We start from the raw sequence: 17,070 nt of genomic DNA, 5'->3' as shown, positions 1-17,070 counted from the left end.
CCTTTGAAAAAAATAAATATAAATTAAAAAAGGAGGTTTTTTTATGCCATTACATCACAGATTTTTTAATGTCTACTACGGCAATAATGATTTTATAAACATAGATGACGATATTGTAAAGGTGTTAAGCACGTATGGAAAATCCAATATTAAGAGAAAAGGCTATGAATTCATAGATGAGTACAACGATTTTTACAGTGATTGTGATTTTTATTTTTGCGAAAATAAAAGATATGACGAGTAAAATTTAATAAATATTTGAAATATACGTTTAATCTGCTTTAAATAACACTTAACTGGAAAAATATAAATTAAATGGTTGTTGACTGTATAGAAAAGAGGAATAAAATAGTAAGTGAAAGTCAAAGAAAGTCAAAGTAAGAAAGAGGTGATGGGATGGCAAGGCTAAGTGATTTGATAGAGGACTTCATAAAAAGCTTGATAGAAGATGCTGACAAAGAATATATTGAGATAAAAAGAAATGAATTGGCTAATATTTTCAATTGCGCCCCATCACAGATAAACTATGTGCTGGAGACGAGATTCAACTTATCGAATGGATACATCATTGAAAGCAGGCGTGGTGGTGGCGGATACATTAAAATAATCAAAAGACCTGTTTCTAAGGATTGGATGTCAAAATTGATTTCAGATATAGGCGACAACATAACGGAAAGTAAAGGCAGGCTTTACATCGACACTTTATTGGAACATAATTTGATAACTGAAAGGGAAGCTGCATTGATGAAATCTGTGCTGAATGAAAAAATTTTACCTGTTGCACAGTATGAGAAGCCTATTTTGAGGGCGATACTTTTAAAAGTGATGTTAGCAGAACTTTCAAATAATTTGATGAAAAGGAGTGATTGAAATGTTGTGTGATAAATGCAAGGAAAGACCAGCAACAGTCCATTACACTCAAATAATAAATGGCGTCAAGACTGAAATGAACTTGTGTGAGCAATGTGCTCAACAGGAAGGGCTTTTAAACAGTGAGACATTTTCGCCTTTTGTAAATTTCACACCATTTTCTGTACAGGATCTGTTGGCTGGACTGATGAATTTTCTTCCAAACACAGGAAATCCTTATATAGAAGAGCAATTGAAATGCAGCAATTGCGGCATGACGTACGACAGATTCAAAGAAACAGGCAGGCTTGGCTGCAGCAGATGTTATGACTCTTTTTCAGACGAACTAAATCCACTTATAAGGAGAATTCATGGAAGCACTGGGCATAGAGGCAAGATTCCGAGAAAGACAGGTGGAGCATTAAGGGCAAAGAGAGAAATAGAGGAGCTTAAGGCGAAACTTGATAAGGCAGTAAAAGAAGAAGCTTTTGAAGAAGCTGCAAAATTGAGAGATAAAATCAGAGAACTGGAGAAAAAGTACGGAAAGTAGGTGATGCTGATGTTTGACCATGACAATGATGTTGTGATTTCCAGCAGAATTAGACTTGCCAGAAATTTAAGCGATATTCCATTTCCGTCTGTCATGACGGAAGATGAAGCGGAAAAAGTTAAAGAGTCAGTGAAAAAGGCCATATTTGATAGTAAAACAATACTTTCGACGCAGTTTTTAGAGTACGACATGAAAAAAATAACTCCTCTTGAGAGGCAGTCCCTCGTTGAAAGGCATTTGATAAGCCCTGATCTTGCACAAAATACTAAAAATGGCAGTGCCCTTATAAAAAATGATGGAACTGTAAGCATACTTATTAACGAGGAGGATCACTTAAGGATTCAGACTATATTTAACGGGCTTAATTTAAAAGAAGCTTGGGATCTGGCAGATAAGATTGATGACTTGATTGAGGAAAACATAAGTTATGCTTTCGACGAAAAATTAGGTTATCTTACAGCATGTCCTACAAATGTAGGAACAGGTATAAGAGCATCTGTGATGGTTCACCTGCCGGCTCTTACCATAACTGGACAGATAGGCAATGTCCTAAATTCTGTATCTAAGATAGGGATAGCAGTAAGAGGCATGTATGGTGAAGGGACTCAATCATTAGGCGATATTTACCAGATATCAAACCAAGTTACATTAGGTCAAAGCGAAATAGACATAATAGAAAACCTTGAAGGCATTGTAAAGCAGATTATATCCAATGAGAGAAAATCAAGAGAGGATCTTTACAAAAAGAGAAAGGTGCAGATTGAGGACAGAATAGGGCGGTCATACGGCCTTTTGACAAATGCCAAGGTGATGTCGACTCAAGAATTCATGAAACTTATTTCAGACGTCAGATTAGGCGCTGTCTTAAACATTGTAAATTTGGACATTCAGAAGATAGATGAAATAACTACACATATTCAGCCTGGAAATTTACAAAAAATAATAGGGAAACAATTAGAGCCATATGAAAGAGATATTAAAAGGGCTGAGTATGTATCAAAATTGATTAAAGGATAAAAATTAGGAGGTGTTTTTATGGCGATGTTTGGCAGATTTTCAGAAAAAGCACAAAAAGTGCTTTATCAAGCACAAGAGGAAGCTCGCTCACTATATCACAATTACGTGGGAACGGAGCATATCCTTTTAGGACTTATTAAAGAAGAAGATGGCATAGCATCGAGGGTCTTAAAGAGCCTTGGTGTCACTTATGAAGACATAAGATCAAAGGTAGAATCACTTATTGGAATGGGAAATGTGCCTGGCGATGTGGTAGGATATACGCCAAGAGCAAAGAGGGTTTTGGAGCTTAGCTTTGCTGAAGCAAGAAGGTTTAATACAAATTACATCGGAACAGAGCACATCTTATTAGGACTTATTAGGGAAGGTGAAGGCGTAGCAGTAAGGATTTTGATGGAGTTAGGTGTAGACTTCAACAGAGTCAGAGAAGAAATAGTGAAGATGGTAAGCGAAGAGCCTTCTGGAACTACAAATAAAGCGCAAAGAGTCAAGAATACAAATACGCCCAATTTAAACCAGTTTGGAAGGGATCTTACAGAGCTTGCAAGGGAAGGAAAGTTAGACCCTGTAATTGGGCGCGAGAAGGAGATAGAGAGAGTAATACAGATTTTAAGCAGAAGGACTAAAAACAATCCATGCCTTATCGGCGAACCTGGAGTCGGTAAGACTGCAATTGCCGAAGGATTGGCAGAGGCCATCGAAAGTGGTACTATACCAGAGATTTTAAAGGGCAAACGAGTTGTAACATTAGACATGGCTTCAATGGTTGCCGGCACAAAGTACAGAGGTGAATTTGAGGATAGGCTGAAAAATGTATTAAATGAAGTCATTAAAGCAGGAAATGTCATACTTTTTATAGATGAGCTTCACACTATAATAGGTGCTGGCGCGGCAGAAGGTGCAATAGACGCATCTAATATCTTAAAACCGGCTCTTGCAAGAGGAGAGATACAAGTCATCGGTGCGACAACAATAGATGAATACAGGAAGTACATTGAAAAAGATCCTGCCCTCGAGAGGAGATTTCAACCTATAATGGTTGAAGAGCCATCTGTCGAAGAAACGATAGAAATATTAAAAGGACTTAGGGACAAATACGAAGCGCATCACAGAATAAAAATTACTGATGAAGCGATTGAAGCAGCGGCAAAACTTTCACACAGGTATATAACAGATAGATTCCTTCCTGACAAAGCTATAGACCTTATAGATGAAGCTGCATCGAGAGTCAGACTAAAGACGGTTACAGCGCCGCCAGAGATAAAAGAACTGGAAGACAAATTGAATATGCTTAATAAAGACAAAGAAGAAGCTATAAGGACGCAGGAGTATGAAAAGGCTGCTAAGATAAGAGATGAAGAGCAAAAAGTTAAAGAGCAACTGGAGAATCTGAAATCAAAGTGGCAGCAAAATTCATTGGTGAAAGAAAAAAGCGTTGGAGCTGAGGAGATTTCACAAATTGTATCTCTTTGGACTGGCATTCCAACGCAGAAACTCGCCCAAGAGGAATCTGAAAGACTTTTGCATTTAGAAGAGATACTGCACAAGCGTGTAATAGGTCAGGACGAAGCAGTGGATGCAGTGGCAAGAGCCATAAGAAGGGCAAGAGTTGGACTTAAAGATCCAAAAAGACCTATTGGATCGTTTATATTCTTAGGGCCAACAGGTGTCGGCAAGACAGAGCTTAGCAAAGCGTTAGCTGAAGCCATGTTTGGAGACGAATCAGCGATAGTCAGAATAGATATGTCTGAGTATATGGAAAAATTCTCTGTATCAAGGCTTATTGGTTCTCCTCCAGGATATGTGGGATATGAAGAAGGCGGGGAGCTTACAGAGAAAATAAGGAGAAAGCCGTATTCTGTCATATTGTTTGACGAAATTGAAAAGGCCCATCCAGATGTGTTTAATATACTATTGCAGATATTAGACGATGGAAGGCTGACAGATTCAAAAGGCAGAACGGTGGACTTCAAAAATACACTCATAATAATGACTTCCAACGTTGGGGCACAGCTTATTAAGAAGCAGACGACTTTAGGCTTTATGCCTGAAAGCAACGCAGAAAAAGAGTCGTACGAAAAGATGAAGGAAAACATCTTAGAGGAGCTTAAAAAATCATTTAGACCTGAATTTTTAAACAGGATTGATGATATCATCGTATTCCGTCAACTGACACAGGACGACATAAGGAAGATTACCGATTTGATGATAGCTGATTTGAACAAGAGGCTTAAAGATAACAATATAAGCCTTGAATTTACAGATGATGCAAAAGAGGAGCTTCTTAAAGAAGGTTATGATGTGACTTACGGTGCAAGACCATTAAGAAGGGCTATACAAAAGGTTGTTGAAAGTGAGCTTTCTGAGCTTATGCTGAAAGGCGAGATAAAATCCGGCGATAAAATTTTAGTTAAGTTAAAGGACGGCAAATTTGACTTTACAAAAGTTTAAGCATACTTGGATACTCTCTTAAGTGAGGGTATCCAATTTTTATATTTCAATGTGATATAATTTTAGTGATAGATATACATGGAAAGTCGGTGGAAATGTGAAAAAAGATAAGACTAAATTTGTCTGCCAACAGTGCGGATTTGAAAGCACAAAGTGGATGGGAAAGTGTCCTAACTGTGATGAATGGAATTCGTTTGTGGAAGAGGTGGTTGAAGACAGCGACAAAAAGTCGCAAGAAAGCATACTTACATCAAAAGTTGAACTTTTAAAAGATATAGAGGCAAAAGATGAAGACCGCATAAAAACAGGAATTAGTGAATTTGACAGGGTTTTAGGCGGTGGTGTTGTAAAAGGGTCTCTTGTTTTAATTGGGGGAGAACCCGGCATCGGCAAGTCAACTATGCTTTTGCAGATATCTGATGTGATGTCTAATTTCACAAAGGTTTTGTACATTTCGGGTGAAGAATCATCAAGTCAGATAAAAATGAGAGCAGATAGAATCATAAAAGGCAAGCAGGAGATATACTTCTTGGCTGAAACTAACATAAACAATGTTGAAAGACATGTAGAAAAGATATCGCCTGGTTTTATGATAGTCGATTCGATTCAGACCATGTATGCAGATGAAAGCACAACTATACCAGGTAGCGTGTCGCAGGTAAGGCAAGTTACGCAGCATCTTTTAAGGCTATCAAAGCAAAACGGGATCACTGTATTCATAATAGGTCATGTAACTAAGGAAGGCTCTATAGCAGGCCCCAGAGTGCTGGAGCATATGGTAGATACTGTATTGTACTTTGAAGGTGATAGGACGCAGTCATTTAGGATATTGAGAGCTTACAAAAACAGATTCGGCTCTACAAACGAGATAGGGGTATTTGAAATGGAATCAGAAGGTTTAAAAGAGGTAAAGAATCCTTCTGAAGTGCTTTTGTCTGGAAGAGATTTGAATGCGCCGGGTCTTGCTGTAATAAGCTCTATGGAGGGCACGAGGCCAATTTTATTAGAGGTTCAATCGCTTATTTGCCATACCAATTTTGGGTTGCCAAGGAGGATGTCTACAGGCATAGATTACAACAAGTTTGTACTTCTATTGGCTGTTTTAGAAAAGAAGTGTGGGATAAATCTTTCGCAATCAGATGTATACTTAAATATAGCTGGTGGCTTGAAAGTACAAGAGCCTGCAGCCGATTTAGGAATAGTTGCAGCTTTAATATCAGGGTATTTAAATATTCCCATCTCTAATGACATATGTTTTTCTGGCGAGGTTGGACTGATAGGCGAAGTAAGACCTGTAAGCAATTTGGAGAGAAGGATAAGTGAGGCGAGAAAGATGGGTTTTAAAACGATAGTAGTGCCACAAATGAAAGTAGAAAATAGTTACGGTATGAATGTAAAAAAGATTAAAAACATCGTAGAGCTTACAGATGTCATTGCAAAATAAAAAGTGGGTTTATCCCCACTAAATTTACAGCATATTGAAAACTCCCAGCGTATTAAGCTCTTTATCCTTCTTAAGCAAAATATCATAGAAGTTTAATCCCAAAGTGTTGCAAAGCGCTATTATATAGAATATGTTGTTGCCGATTTCGGTTTCCAAAACTTCGCGGCAGTTATCGCACAACTGACCATCCACATGTGTTTTAATGTACTTATGTGCGTCTTCTATCATGGCGTCTTCAGGGATTTCTTGCTTTTGCGCATTGATTTTCAGACAACCGCATTCTGTAACAGATTTCGCTACTGCTCTGTTGACTCTTGCACTGCTTTCTTGAATTTTTGTCAAAATATCGAGAATGCTTTTGTGACGTATTAGGAACTCTTCTACTGTGTTTTGTAGGTCATCGACTATTATATCCTTCATGGTTATGCCCACTCCCGTTTTTTTAAAATCTTAAATTAATTATATACTTGTGAATGTTGTGTTGTCAATATTTACACGAAATAACATTTATAGCATGACTAAATTTTTTGTAAATTGACAATGTTTATCTATAAGTAGTATACTTTTATTAAAGAAGCCCTATACATGTAAAATTTGTTATGCGCATTTATAAATTTTCCCCATTGACTTATAATTGGTGACATTTTTGATAATAATAGAAGTGGAGGTGAATATATGTTATACAAAATAGTAAGAGGAATCATTTCAATAGTTGGCTTAGGTGTAGGATTTGAAGCGGCTTATCTGTCTTTGGCTGTATTGAAGCTGCAAAAACTGATGAATTTGACATTGACCAGTATTACATCAATCATCGTATACGCTGTTGGGGCTTTGATAGGCGGAATCATATTTTTTATTTTTTCTCCTAAACTTATTAAATGGGGAAAAGATTTCGAAGGTTGGCTTGAGACAGCGCTTCAAAAATCACCTATATACGATATTTTAGTCGGTGCTTTTGGGTTAATCATTGGATTGATTTTGGCAAACCTTATTAGTGCTCCTATATATCAGCTTCCTTTTGTTGGCAAGGTCATTCCTATAATAATCAGTGTATTTTTTGGATATCTTGGAATAAGCATATCATTGAAGAAAAAAGATGAATTTATGAATTTGTTTGCGATAGTGAAAAAGATGGGGCAGCAAAAATCTCAAAAAGTAGAGATAAATGAAATACCTAAGATTCTTGACACAAGTGTCATAATCGATGGTAGGATCTTTGATATATGCAAAACGGGATTTGTGGAAGGTCCCCTCATCATACCCAATTTTGTGCTGGAGGAATTGAGGCATATAGCTGATTCATCTGATTCATTAAAGAGGAATAGAGGCAGAAGAGGCCTTGATGTTTTAAATAAGATACAGAAGGAATTGGATATGAAGGTGCAGATCGTAGATAAGGATGTTGATGCATCTGAAGTAGATACTAAGCTTTTAAGGCTTGCTAAGATGATGAATGGAAAAGTCATAACGAATGATTACAATTTGAATAAAGTGGCTGAATTTCAAGGTGTACCTGTCCTTAATATAAATGAACTTTCAAATGCGGTGAAGCCTGTAGTGCTTCCCGGAGAAGAGATGGTTGTTCAAGTCATAAAGGATGGAAAAGAATCTGGTCAAGGAATAGCGTACCTGGACGATGGCACTATGATCGTAGTAGACGGCGGCAAAAAACATATAGGCGATACATTGGATGTCCTTGTAACAAGTGTTTTGCAGACAGCAGCAGGTAGAATGATATTCGCCAAACCGAAGCAAACAGAGCAAGAAAAAGCTATGTGATATTTTAAGGCATTTTCCCTTCGAAGATGCCTTTTTTATTTTGTCGATGGCGGAAAGATGGCGAATGTGATATAATTTTACCAGTATATTTTTTGTAGAGGGTGCATTATGTTTATTAGTGCAATAGTTGTTGCTGCTGGTAAAGGCAGAAGAATGGGTACAAAATTAAACAAGGTTTTTTTAAAATTAAACGGAAAGCCTGTTTTATACTACACTCTAAATGCCTTTGAGAAATTATCGGAGCTGGATGAGATAGTTTTAGTAGTGTCTAATGATGATATAGATTACTGTAGGCGTGAAATAGTCGATAAATACGATTTTAAAAAGGTGAAGCGTATAGTTGCCGGCGGAATGGAAAGGCAAGAATCTGTTTTCAATGGGTTAAAGGCTGTTGATAGTAGATGCGACATAGTGATGATTCATGACGGAGCAAGACCTTTTATCGACAAGACCACATTAAAAAAGGGCATAGAAGAGTCTAAAGTCTACAGTGCTGTAGGCATTGCTGTTCCGGTGAAAGATACTATAAAGGTAGTTGATGATGACAATTTTGTGGTGGCTACCCCTGACAGGACAAATCTTATGGCCATCCAAACACCGCAAATTTTTGATTACAAGCTTATATACGATGCACATTTAAAAGCGATGGAAGATGGTTTTTTAGGCACAGACGATACTGTCCTTGTAGAGAGATTAGGGCATAAAGTAAAACTTGTGGAAGGAAGTTACAGAAATATAAAGATAACTACTCCTGAAGATTTAATAATTTCGGAGGCTTTCTTAAAAACAATATATCAATAACATTATTATTTTAACCTCATATAATTATAACAAGGAGATGTCTAAATTATATGAGGTGATTGTGATGAGAAGACCTCTTGTATTTATTCACGGGATATTTGGCTCCATGTATGTTCCAACACTTGTGGGCAAGGCATGGGGTTTTGGGCCTGCAGGCTATATATACGATTCTTTCATTGAAAATTTGAAATCATTAGGGTATGCAGAGGGCAAAAACCTTTTTATCTGCTATTACGAGTGGTGGAAGGATATACCTGAGTGTGTAAACACACTTATGTCTAAGATAAATGAGGCAAAAATAAAGAATAACTGCGACAAAGTCGATGTTGTGTGCCACAGTATGGGTGGTTTGCTGCTTAGAAGCTATGTTCAGGGGAATTTTTACAGAAATGATGTAGGCAAAGTGATTTTTTTATCTTCTCCCCATTACGGAGCTGCTAATGCATATTATGCGTGGGAAGGTGGTGCAGTTCCTCCTGACAATGATGAGGATTTTTTAAATATACTTTTAAGAGGATTTATCTGGGCCATAGGCAAAATAAAAGGGGAGAAAGATGAGCTTATGATAATAAGAAAATACATTCCATCTATAAAATCCTTAATGCCCAGCGTTGAATACGGAAATTACGTTTTTAAATATCCGATTAAAAACAACAAAATCGTGTTTAAAAATATACTTTACATGAAGGAACAGAATGGCTTTTTAAATGAATTAAACAGCTCAATCGACAAATTTTATGAAAGAGCTGAGGAAGTGTATGTTTTTTCGGGAAATGGAGTGTACACAAATAAATTTATTCAAGTTGCTGATAGTGACGATAGTGTATTGTGGCCTGACGGTCGGGCTGTTGGCGTTGTAAGAGATAATAAAGGGGATGGAACAGTCTTAATCAAAAGTGCTTTAGGAGTTGAGGGAAATAAGTATGTTTTGGATGCAGGCCATGGAGGAATATTAAATGCTTCTATTCCGCATCTGAAGGAAATACTGGGGATAGAAGAAGCGCCAAAGGTAAGCATATTAGAAAAAATATTATCTTTTGTAAATATATTGACAGACAGTAAAGTCCTTGTGCTTGATAGAGGACAGAAACTTAAAAAGTACAATGTTTTTGGAAAAGTAAATTGGTACATGGCTATTAATGAAGAAGGGGAATATCACTTTTCTTCACCAGATTTTTTAGCAAGATCTATCATGATTCATACGAATAAAGGTTTTGCTGTTAAAACAATAAAGCAAAAAGACAGATTTAGGAAGTCTGAAACTCGTCTTTTTGTGGACAGAAATGGGAATTTCGAGTTTAAGGGATAGGAGTGTTTATATGAGAGTTGGCATAGGATACGACGTACACAGACTGGAAGCGGGAAGAAAGCTGATATTAGGCGGTGTACAGATTCCGTACGTCAAGGGGCTTTTAGGTCATTCTGACGCTGATGTCCTTATACATGCCGTCATTGATGGAATTCTCGGTGCTGCAGGGTTAGGCGATATAGGAACTCATTTTCCTGACTCTGAATGGATCTATAAGGACATAGACAGCACTGTGCTCCTTAAGAAGACATTAGATTTGATAAAAGATAAATACTCTTTAAACAATATTGACTGCATCATTGTAGCTCAGGAACCAAAGTTGTCTCCGTATAAAGATGCCATATCCAAAAATCTGTCTAAAGTTTTAAATATCGGGATTGACAGAGTTAACATTAAGGCAAAGACGGAAGAAGGTCTTGGATTCACAGGTAGAAAAGAAGGAATTGCTGCCTACGCGATAGTAAGCCTTTCTGAAAAATGTATTGACAGTTAAAATTAAATTAAATAAAATACAAACATGATAAATATTAGGAGGTAAACGATGAGACTATCACAATTGTTTATACCAACGATGAGAGAGGTGCCAGCAGAAGCTGAGATACCAAGCCATATTCTCATGTTAAAAGCAGCATTGATGAGAAAACTTGCATCAGGTGTGTACATTTATTTGCCGCTTGGCAAGAGAGTCCTTAAGAAGATTGAAGAAATCGTGAGAGAAGAGATGGACAGAGCAGGTGCACAGGAAGTGCTTATGTCCGCCATAATACCTGCGGAACTTTTGAAAGAATCTGGCAGGTGGGATGTCTTTGGGCCTGAGATGTTTAAGTTAAAAGACAGAAATGATAGAGAGTTTTGCTTAGGTCCTACCCATGAAGAAGTTTTTACAGACCTCATCAGAAATGATGTGAAATCATACAGGCAGCTTCCACTGACAATATATCAGATACAGACAAAGTACAGAGATGAGAGGCGGCCCAGATTTGGGGTCATGAGATCTCGCGAATTTATAATGAAGGATGCCTATAGCTTTGATGTTGATTGGGATGGGCTGGATGTGTCTTTTGATAAGATGTACGATGCTTACTGCAGGATATTTGACAGGTGTGGCTTAAAGTACACGGTTGTTGAAGCTGATACAGGCGCAATGGGTGGAAAGGACTCTAAAGAATTTATGGTGACATCCAATGTTGGAGAAGCAGTAATTGCCTATTGCGACAACTGTGGTTATGCTGCCAATGAAGAAAAGGCGGAATGCACTGTACAAAACACAATTGACGAAGACATGAGGCCATTAGAAAAGATCTATACGCCTAATGTCAAGACGATTGATGAACTTGTGTCGTATTTAAATGCTGATGCAGAAAAATTCGTCAAAACGTTGATCTACAAGTATAAGGATAAGGTAGCTGCAGTTCTTATTAGAGGTGATAGAGAGGTAAATCCTGTAAAATTGGCAAATCTTTTAAACGTAAGTGAAAATGATGTTGAATTGGCTGATGAAGAAACTGTAAAGAAAGTCACATCTGCCGATGTGGGATTTGCTGGTCCTATTGGACTTAAAGGGGATGTAATGCTTATAGCGGATGCAGAAATACCTGCAATGAGAAATGTCATCGTCGGCGCTAATGAGACAGACTACCATTTGAAAAATGCAAATTACGGAAGGGATTTCAAAGCGGACGTAGTATCAGATGTGAGGAAAGTCGTAGACGGAGATAAATGCCCAAAATGTGGAAGTCCTTTAAAACTGGACAGAGGAATCGAGGTAGGGCACATTTTTAAATTGGGTACAAAATATTCTGATGCATTAGGTGCTAATTATATAGATGAAAACGGCAATGAGAAGCCGATAATAATGGGCTGTTACGGCATAGGGTTAAATAGAATTGCGGCTGCAGCAATCGAACAAAATCACGATGACAAAGGCATCATTTGGCCAATGTCTATAGCGCCATACCACGTCATAATCGTGCCTGTAAATGTGTCAAATGATGCACAAAGAGATCTTGCTGAGAAATTGTACGATGAATTATCTAAAGCAGGAATTGAGGTTTTGATTGACGACAGAGATTTAAGGGCTGGTGTAAAATTTAATGACGCTGATTTGTTAGGCATACCTATTAGAATAACCGTAGGAAAGAAAGCGGAAGATAAGATTGTTGAACTAAAATTAAGGAAAGAAGAAAAGCCAATAGAATTAAAATACGATGAAGTTTTAAGCAAAGTCAAAGAATTGATTAGTGAAAATATGTAGGGAGCTAAATGCTCCTTTTTTGCATAATATTTTAAGAATGACCAAAAAATAAAGTAGGAAAGGAGTGGTTTAATGTCTATTTACATAATGGGCATTTCTGTCGATAAAAGATCGGATTTTGCACCAAAGGTTCAAGAAGTATTGACGAAACACGGACAAAACATATTGGCCAGATTTGGCATACACGATGACAGCGATGATAATGGGCTTATAACGTTAAATGTCAGAGGGGATGAGAAGTATATAAACGAATTTTCAAAAGAGCTTACAAGCATTCCATCTGTCAAAGTAAATCACATGACGGTCAAATGATATAGAGGGATAGGAAACTATCCCTTTATTGATTCAAGCACTAATTAAAGATGGCGTTTTTATGAAAACATATTGTAAGTGTGAAATAAAATTTGTATAATGTATATGATAATACAAAAGATGGAGATGGCTATATGGAAAAAAGAGTTAGGTTTGCACCAAGCCCTACCGGTGCTATTCACATAGGCAATATTCGAACTGCATTGTTTAATTATCTATTTTCAAGAAGTGAGGGCGCTAAACTCATATTGAGGATAGAAGATACGGATCTGACAAGGTCTTCTAAGGACTTTGAAAAATTGATATTCAAAGAGTTAAACTGGCTTGGTATAGAATGGGATGAAGGGCCTGATAAACCTGGTGAATATGGACCATACAGGCAAAGTGAAAGGCTTCACATATATAATGAATATGCAGAAAAGCTTATAGAAGAAGGTAAAGCTTACAGATGTTATTGTACTCCTGAAGAGCTGGATAAAGACAGAGAGGAGTCTGTTAAAAGAGGAGATATACCGAGGTATTCTGGAAGATGCCGCCATTTGACTAAAGAGCAGGAAGAAGAATATCTGAGGCAAGGCAGGAAGCCTTCCATTAGATTTATAATTCCCGATGATGTCACAATATCATTTGACGATATGATAAAGGGAAAGATCGAAATTAAGTCAGACACGCTGGGCGGTGACATGATAATAGTAAAATCTGACGGCATGCCGACTTACAACTTTGCAGTCGTTGTAGATGATACCCTTATGAAGATAACACATGTCATAAGAGGTGAAGATCATATTTACAACACTCCTAAGCAGCTTCTCATTTATGAAGCGCTTGGCTTTAAGCCACCTGTATTTGCTCATGCGCCTCTTATCTTGGGATCAGACAGGACTAAGCTTTCAAAAAGACATGGGAATACTTACATTGGACAATACAGGGAAATGGGATATTTGCCCGAAGCGATGTTTAACTTTTTATCCCTTTTAAGCTGGTCGCCAGATGACAATGTAGAATTGATGTCTAAAGATGAAATAATTAAAAAATTTAATTTCAATAAAATCCACAGTGCTAATCCTGTCTTTGACATAGAAAAGTTGAATTGGATGAATCAACACTACATTCAGATGAGTCCTATCGAAAGGATTGTAGATTTAAGCTTGCCACATCTTAAAGAGGCAGGTTATATTGGCGAAAATGTGGATGAGGCTACGTACGATTGGCTAAAAAAAGTGGTGTCACTTTTTAAAGATGGTTTGCACTATGTGGCTGAACTGAAAGACAAAGCGAGAATGTTCTTTGACGATGATTTGGAATACAACGGCGAAACAAGGGAAATTCTGCTGTCAAGTGATGCTAAGAATGTGCTTATGGGTTTTAAAGAAGAAATTGAAAATATGGATGAATTGACAGAAGAGAGCATAAAAGAACTGCTAAAGATGTTGCAAAAGAAGATAGGGGTTAAGGGAAAAGCCTTTTTCATGCCTATAAGAATCGCCTTAACAGGGCAAGACCATGGGCCTGAACTTGTGATGATAATTCCTCTTTTAGGCAGACAGAAGGTCTTGCAGAGGATAGACAAAGCCTTAAAATCAATATCGCAAATGTGATGATTGGGAGAGTAACATAATAGATTCCAAAAGAGAGGAGCTGTCGTGGGCTGAAAGCAGCTTCTGGATATATTGTGTGAAGTGCACCCATGAGCAATGCGCATTGTCGCACGGGTATCCGTTATAAATACAAGTGGAGTTTACTCAATCAGAGTGGAACCGCGAGCCCCCCTCGTCTCTGGATGATGGGGGATTTTTTTATCAATTATTAAAAAAAGGGGATTGGTTATTGTGTTTAAAACATTAAAGGAGGACATTAAGGTAGTGTTTGAAAGGGATCCTGCTGCAAAAAGCGTATTAGAAGTAATTTTATGCTATCCGGGATTCCATGCTATAATATTCCATAGAATCGCACACTACTTATACAATAAAAAGCTGTTGCTGCTATCAAGGCTTATTTCACAATTCAGCAGGTTTTTAACAGGAATAGAAATACACCCAGGCGCTAAAATAGGCAAAGGATTTTTTATAGATCATGGAATGGGCGTAGTGATAGGGGAGACGACAGAGATAGGAGATAACGTGACGCTATACCAAGGAGTTACATTAGGTGGCACTGGGAAAGATAAGGGCAAGAGACACCCTACTATAGGCAATAACGTAGTTGTTGGAAGCGGTGCAAAAGTCTTAGGACCAATAAAGATAGGCGACAATACGAAGATAGGTGCAGGTGCTGTAGTGCTGCATGACGTTCCACCCAATTGCACTGTCGTCGGTGTCCCTGGACACTGTGTAAAAAAAGACAACGTGAGAGTAAGTCCGGCATCTAAAGCAAATGTTGACTTAGAACATGGAAAGTTGCCAGATCCGATTGAAGATGAATTAAGAAGGCTAAAGGCCAGAATCAAAAGGTTAGAAACATATATAAACAATGTGGAGGATGATAGAGATGAAGATTTATAATACACTTACCAGAAGAAAAGAGGAATTTAAGCCACTAAACGACAATGTTGTGAATATGTATGTGTGTGGTCCTACTGTGTACAATTTTATCCATATAGGAAATGCAAGAGCGTTTATCGTCTTTGATACTGTCAGAAGGTATTTGGAATATAAAGGGTATAAAGTAAACTATGTTCAGAACTTTACAGATATAGACGATAAACTCATAAAAAGATCCCATGAAGAAAACACAACTGTAAAAGAATTAGCTGACAGATACATTGATGAGTATTTCAAGGATGCTGACAGCTTGGGAATAAAAAGAGCCACATTCCATCCAAGGGCTACAGAAAACATCGAAGAAATAATCGAGTTTGTGAAAAAGCTTATTGATAAAGGGTTTGCTTATGAAAAAGATGGAAATGTGTACTACGATACGACGAAGTTCAAGGATTATGGGAAACTTTCACATAAAAATATAGATGAATTAAAAGCTGGAGCCAGAATAGAAGTAAATGAAGACAAAAAAAATCCAACAGACTTCGTCCTTTGGAAGGCTGCAAAGGAAGGAGAACCGTATTGGGATAGCCCATGGGGTAAAGGCAGACCTGGTTGGCATATTGAGTGCTCGACTATGTCCACAAAGTATTTAGGAAAAACCCTTGATATACATGCAGGTGGGCCTGATCTCATATTTCCGCACCATGAGAATGAGATTGCTCAGAGTGAAGCCGCAAATGACGCAGAGTTTGCAAAGTATTGGATGCACATAGGATACTTAAACATCAATAATGAAAAAATGTCCAAATCAAAAAACAATTTTTTCACTGTAAGAGACGTGATTAGCCAATATGATCCTGAAGTTTTGAGGTTTTTCATGTTGATGTCTCATTACAGAAATCCAATCAATTATAGTCAAGACCTTATAGAGCAGGCAAAAGGAGGATTTTTAAGATTAAGCAACACTGTTTACAACTTGCGGCACCTTTTGGATGTGGCGGAAGACAGGCAATTAAGAGATGAAGAAAAGGCGTACAAAGAGAAATATGAAGAGTACAAAAGAAAGTTTGAAGAAGCGATGGATGACGATTTTAACACTGCTGATGCTATATCGGTCATCTTTGAAATGGTAAGAGATATTAATTCAAATATAGATGGAAATTCTCCAAAAGAATTGATAAAATATATATTGGATGTTTTCTTGAGTTTGTCTTCTGTCCTTGGCATAACTTATAAGAAAAAAGATCTATTGGATGATGAGATTAAAGAATTGATAGAAAAGCGGCAAGAGGCCAGAAAGGCAAAGAATTGGGCAGAGGCTGACAGAATAAGAGATGAATTAAAAAAACAAGGGATAGTATTGGAAGATACACCTAACGGAGTAAGGTGGAAGAGAGTTTGATGAATCTTTTTTCGAAAGATGGCAAAGTTTTTACAAGAAAAGATGTCATGAATTTATCGCCGCTTATTATGGCTTTTATTGGCGATAGCGTCTATGATTTGTTTATAAGGACTAACATTTCCGCAAAAGGAAATAGGCCCATAAACAAGATTCACAGGGAATGCGTCAAGTACGTAAAAGCATCATCGCAGTCTGAGATTTTGAAAAATCTCTATGATATGTTTGATGAAGAAGAAAAGGATATAATAAGAAGGGGCAGGAATGTAAAAAGTGCTACTATTCCAAAGCATGCCGGTATCGAAGAATACCGGCTGGCTACTGCCTTTGAGGCTTTACTTGGCTACTTGTATCTTTTAGGAAGATATGATAGGCTTGATGAAATACTAAACTACGCATTAAACTATAATATAAATGAGGGTTAA

Annotated in this window: 17 protein-coding genes and 1 other annotated feature; of the genes, 16 read left to right on the top strand and 1 reads right to left on the bottom strand. The window is 37.5% G+C overall.

Annotation, left to right across the window (positions count from 1 at the left end):
• Positions 1–43: 43 nt before the first annotated feature.
• From GSH73_RS11505 to radA, 6 genes are all read left to right on the top strand, one after another.
• Entirely contained in the window at positions 44–244 is a 201-nt protein-coding gene (locus GSH73_RS11505) for a hypothetical protein (protein WP_014757894.1), read from the top strand.
• Between the two features lie 152 nt (positions 245–396).
• The gene (locus GSH73_RS11500) at positions 397–870 is read left to right on the top strand and encodes a CtsR family transcriptional regulator (protein ID WP_014757895.1); all 474 of its coding nucleotides are present in this window, start codon (positions 397–399) and stop codon (positions 868–870) included.
• Between the two features lies 1 nt (position 871).
• Positions 872–1,399, top strand: a complete 528-nt coding sequence (locus GSH73_RS11495) for a UvrB/UvrC motif-containing protein (RefSeq protein ID WP_014757896.1) — start codon at positions 872–874, stop codon at positions 1,397–1,399.
• 9 nt (positions 1,400–1,408) lie between these two features.
• Complete coding sequence (locus tag GSH73_RS11490; protein WP_014757897.1) at positions 1,409–2,416, top strand: protein arginine kinase; 1,008 nt, start codon at positions 1,409–1,411, stop codon at positions 2,414–2,416.
• A gap of 18 nt (positions 2,417–2,434) precedes the next feature.
• Positions 2,435–4,867, top strand: coding sequence for an ATP-dependent Clp protease ATP-binding subunit (locus GSH73_RS11485; RefSeq protein ID WP_014757898.1), 2,433 nt, complete (start codon positions 2,435–2,437; stop codon positions 4,865–4,867).
• Positions 4,868–4,964: 97 nt separating this feature from the next.
• Complete coding sequence (gene radA / locus GSH73_RS11480; protein ID WP_014757899.1) at positions 4,965–6,311, top strand: DNA repair protein RadA; 1,347 nt, start codon at positions 4,965–4,967, stop codon at positions 6,309–6,311.
• A 24-nt stretch (positions 6,312–6,335) separates the two neighbouring features.
• On the opposite strand, the gene GSH73_RS11475 is transcribed toward radA, so the two are convergent.
• A complete protein-coding gene (locus GSH73_RS11475) occupies positions 6,336–6,731 on the bottom strand; it encodes a nucleoside triphosphate pyrophosphohydrolase family protein (protein ID WP_014757900.1) in 396 nt (131 codons plus the stop codon).
• A gap of 255 nt (positions 6,732–6,986) precedes the next feature.
• Between GSH73_RS11475 and GSH73_RS11470 the strand changes: the two genes are divergently transcribed.
• The 10 genes from GSH73_RS11470 to GSH73_RS11425 all read left to right on the top strand — a co-directional run bounded on the left by GSH73_RS11470 (position 6,987) and on the right by GSH73_RS11425 (position 17,070).
• Positions 6,987–8,090, top strand: a complete 1,104-nt coding sequence (locus GSH73_RS11470) for a PIN/TRAM domain-containing protein (protein WP_014757901.1) — start codon at positions 6,987–6,989, stop codon at positions 8,088–8,090.
• A gap of 108 nt (positions 8,091–8,198) precedes the next feature.
• Positions 8,199–8,891: a 2-C-methyl-D-erythritol 4-phosphate cytidylyltransferase gene (gene ispD / locus GSH73_RS11465; protein WP_014757902.1), complete on the top strand. Its 693-nt coding sequence runs from the start codon at positions 8,199–8,201 to the stop codon at positions 8,889–8,891.
• Positions 8,892–8,955: 64 nt separating this feature from the next.
• Positions 8,956–10,200, top strand: a complete 1,245-nt coding sequence (locus GSH73_RS11460; RefSeq protein WP_014757903.1) for a lipase family alpha/beta hydrolase — start codon at positions 8,956–8,958, stop codon at positions 10,198–10,200.
• 10 nt (positions 10,201–10,210) lie between these two features.
• Complete coding sequence (gene ispF, locus GSH73_RS11455) at positions 10,211–10,693, top strand: 2-C-methyl-D-erythritol 2,4-cyclodiphosphate synthase (RefSeq protein ID WP_014757904.1); 483 nt, start codon at positions 10,211–10,213, stop codon at positions 10,691–10,693.
• A 48-nt stretch (positions 10,694–10,741) separates the two neighbouring features.
• The gene (locus GSH73_RS11450; RefSeq protein WP_014757905.1) at positions 10,742–12,454 is read left to right on the top strand and encodes a proline--tRNA ligase; all 1,713 of its coding nucleotides are present in this window, start codon (positions 10,742–10,744) and stop codon (positions 12,452–12,454) included.
• 72 nt (positions 12,455–12,526) lie between these two features.
• On the top strand, positions 12,527–12,766 hold the full coding sequence (locus GSH73_RS11445; RefSeq protein ID WP_013787126.1) for a hypothetical protein: 240 nt from the start codon (positions 12,527–12,529) through the stop codon (positions 12,764–12,766).
• Between the two features lie 134 nt (positions 12,767–12,900).
• Positions 12,901–14,364: a glutamate--tRNA ligase gene (gene gltX, locus GSH73_RS11440; protein WP_014757906.1), complete on the top strand. Its 1,464-nt coding sequence runs from the start codon at positions 12,901–12,903 to the stop codon at positions 14,362–14,364.
• Positions 14,355–14,547, top strand: a binding site (T-box leader). Its footprint overlaps the gene before it by 10 nt.
• A gap of 48 nt (positions 14,548–14,595) precedes the next feature.
• Complete coding sequence (epsC, locus tag GSH73_RS11435) at positions 14,596–15,267, top strand: serine O-acetyltransferase EpsC (protein WP_038069182.1); 672 nt, start codon at positions 14,596–14,598, stop codon at positions 15,265–15,267.
• Entirely contained in the window at positions 15,254–16,648 is a 1,395-nt protein-coding gene (gene cysS / locus GSH73_RS11430) for a cysteine--tRNA ligase (RefSeq protein WP_014757908.1), read from the top strand. The genes epsC and cysS overlap by 14 nt, the downstream gene beginning before the upstream one ends.
• Positions 16,648–17,070: a Mini-ribonuclease 3 gene (locus GSH73_RS11425; RefSeq protein ID WP_014757909.1), complete on the top strand. Its 423-nt coding sequence runs from the start codon at positions 16,648–16,650 to the stop codon at positions 17,068–17,070. The genes cysS and GSH73_RS11425 overlap by 1 nt, the downstream gene beginning before the upstream one ends.

The organism is Thermoanaerobacterium aotearoense (assembly GCF_009905255.1).
GTDB classification, from domain to species: domain Bacteria; phylum Bacillota; class Thermoanaerobacteria; order Thermoanaerobacterales; family Thermoanaerobacteraceae; genus Thermoanaerobacterium; species Thermoanaerobacterium aotearoense.
The sequence above is the reverse complement of the archived record's forward strand: the minus strand, read 5'-3'. Positions and strand labels throughout refer to the sequence as shown.

Excerpts from the sequence above, each read along its gene's own strand:
- GSH73_RS11460 (WP_014757903.1), top strand. The coding sequence starts at position 8,956 with ATGAGAAGACCTCTTGTATTTATTCACGGGATATTTGGCTCCATGTAT.
- GSH73_RS11450 (WP_014757905.1), top strand. The coding sequence starts at position 10,742 with ATGAGACTATCACAATTGTTTATACCAACGATGAGAGAGGTGCCAGCA.
- ispF (WP_014757904.1), top strand. The coding sequence starts at position 10,211 with ATGAGAGTTGGCATAGGATACGACGTACACAGACTGGAAGCGGGAAGA.
- GSH73_RS11505 (WP_014757894.1), top strand. The coding sequence starts at position 44 with ATGCCATTACATCACAGATTTTTTAATGTCTACTACGGCAATAATGAT.
- GSH73_RS11500 (WP_014757895.1), top strand. The coding sequence starts at position 397 with ATGGCAAGGCTAAGTGATTTGATAGAGGACTTCATAAAAAGCTTGATA.
- gltX (WP_014757906.1), top strand. The coding sequence starts at position 12,901 with ATGGAAAAAAGAGTTAGGTTTGCACCAAGCCCTACCGGTGCTATTCAC.
- GSH73_RS11425 (WP_014757909.1), top strand. The coding sequence starts at position 16,648 with ATGAATCTTTTTTCGAAAGATGGCAAAGTTTTTACAAGAAAAGATGTC.
- GSH73_RS11490 (WP_014757897.1), top strand. The coding sequence starts at position 1,409 with ATGTTTGACCATGACAATGATGTTGTGATTTCCAGCAGAATTAGACTT.
- cysS (WP_014757908.1), top strand. The coding sequence starts at position 15,254 with ATGAAGATTTATAATACACTTACCAGAAGAAAAGAGGAATTTAAGCCA.
- GSH73_RS11475 (WP_014757900.1), bottom strand. The coding sequence starts at position 6,731 with ATGAAGGATATAATAGTCGATGACCTACAAAACACAGTAGAAGAGTTC.
- GSH73_RS11470 (WP_014757901.1), top strand. The coding sequence starts at position 6,987 with ATGTTATACAAAATAGTAAGAGGAATCATTTCAATAGTTGGCTTAGGT.
- ispD (WP_014757902.1), top strand. The coding sequence starts at position 8,199 with ATGTTTATTAGTGCAATAGTTGTTGCTGCTGGTAAAGGCAGAAGAATG.
- GSH73_RS11495 (WP_014757896.1), top strand. The coding sequence starts at position 872 with ATGTTGTGTGATAAATGCAAGGAAAGACCAGCAACAGTCCATTACACT.
- GSH73_RS11445 (WP_013787126.1), top strand. The coding sequence starts at position 12,527 with ATGTCTATTTACATAATGGGCATTTCTGTCGATAAAAGATCGGATTTT.
- GSH73_RS11485 (WP_014757898.1), top strand. The coding sequence starts at position 2,435 with ATGGCGATGTTTGGCAGATTTTCAGAAAAAGCACAAAAAGTGCTTTAT.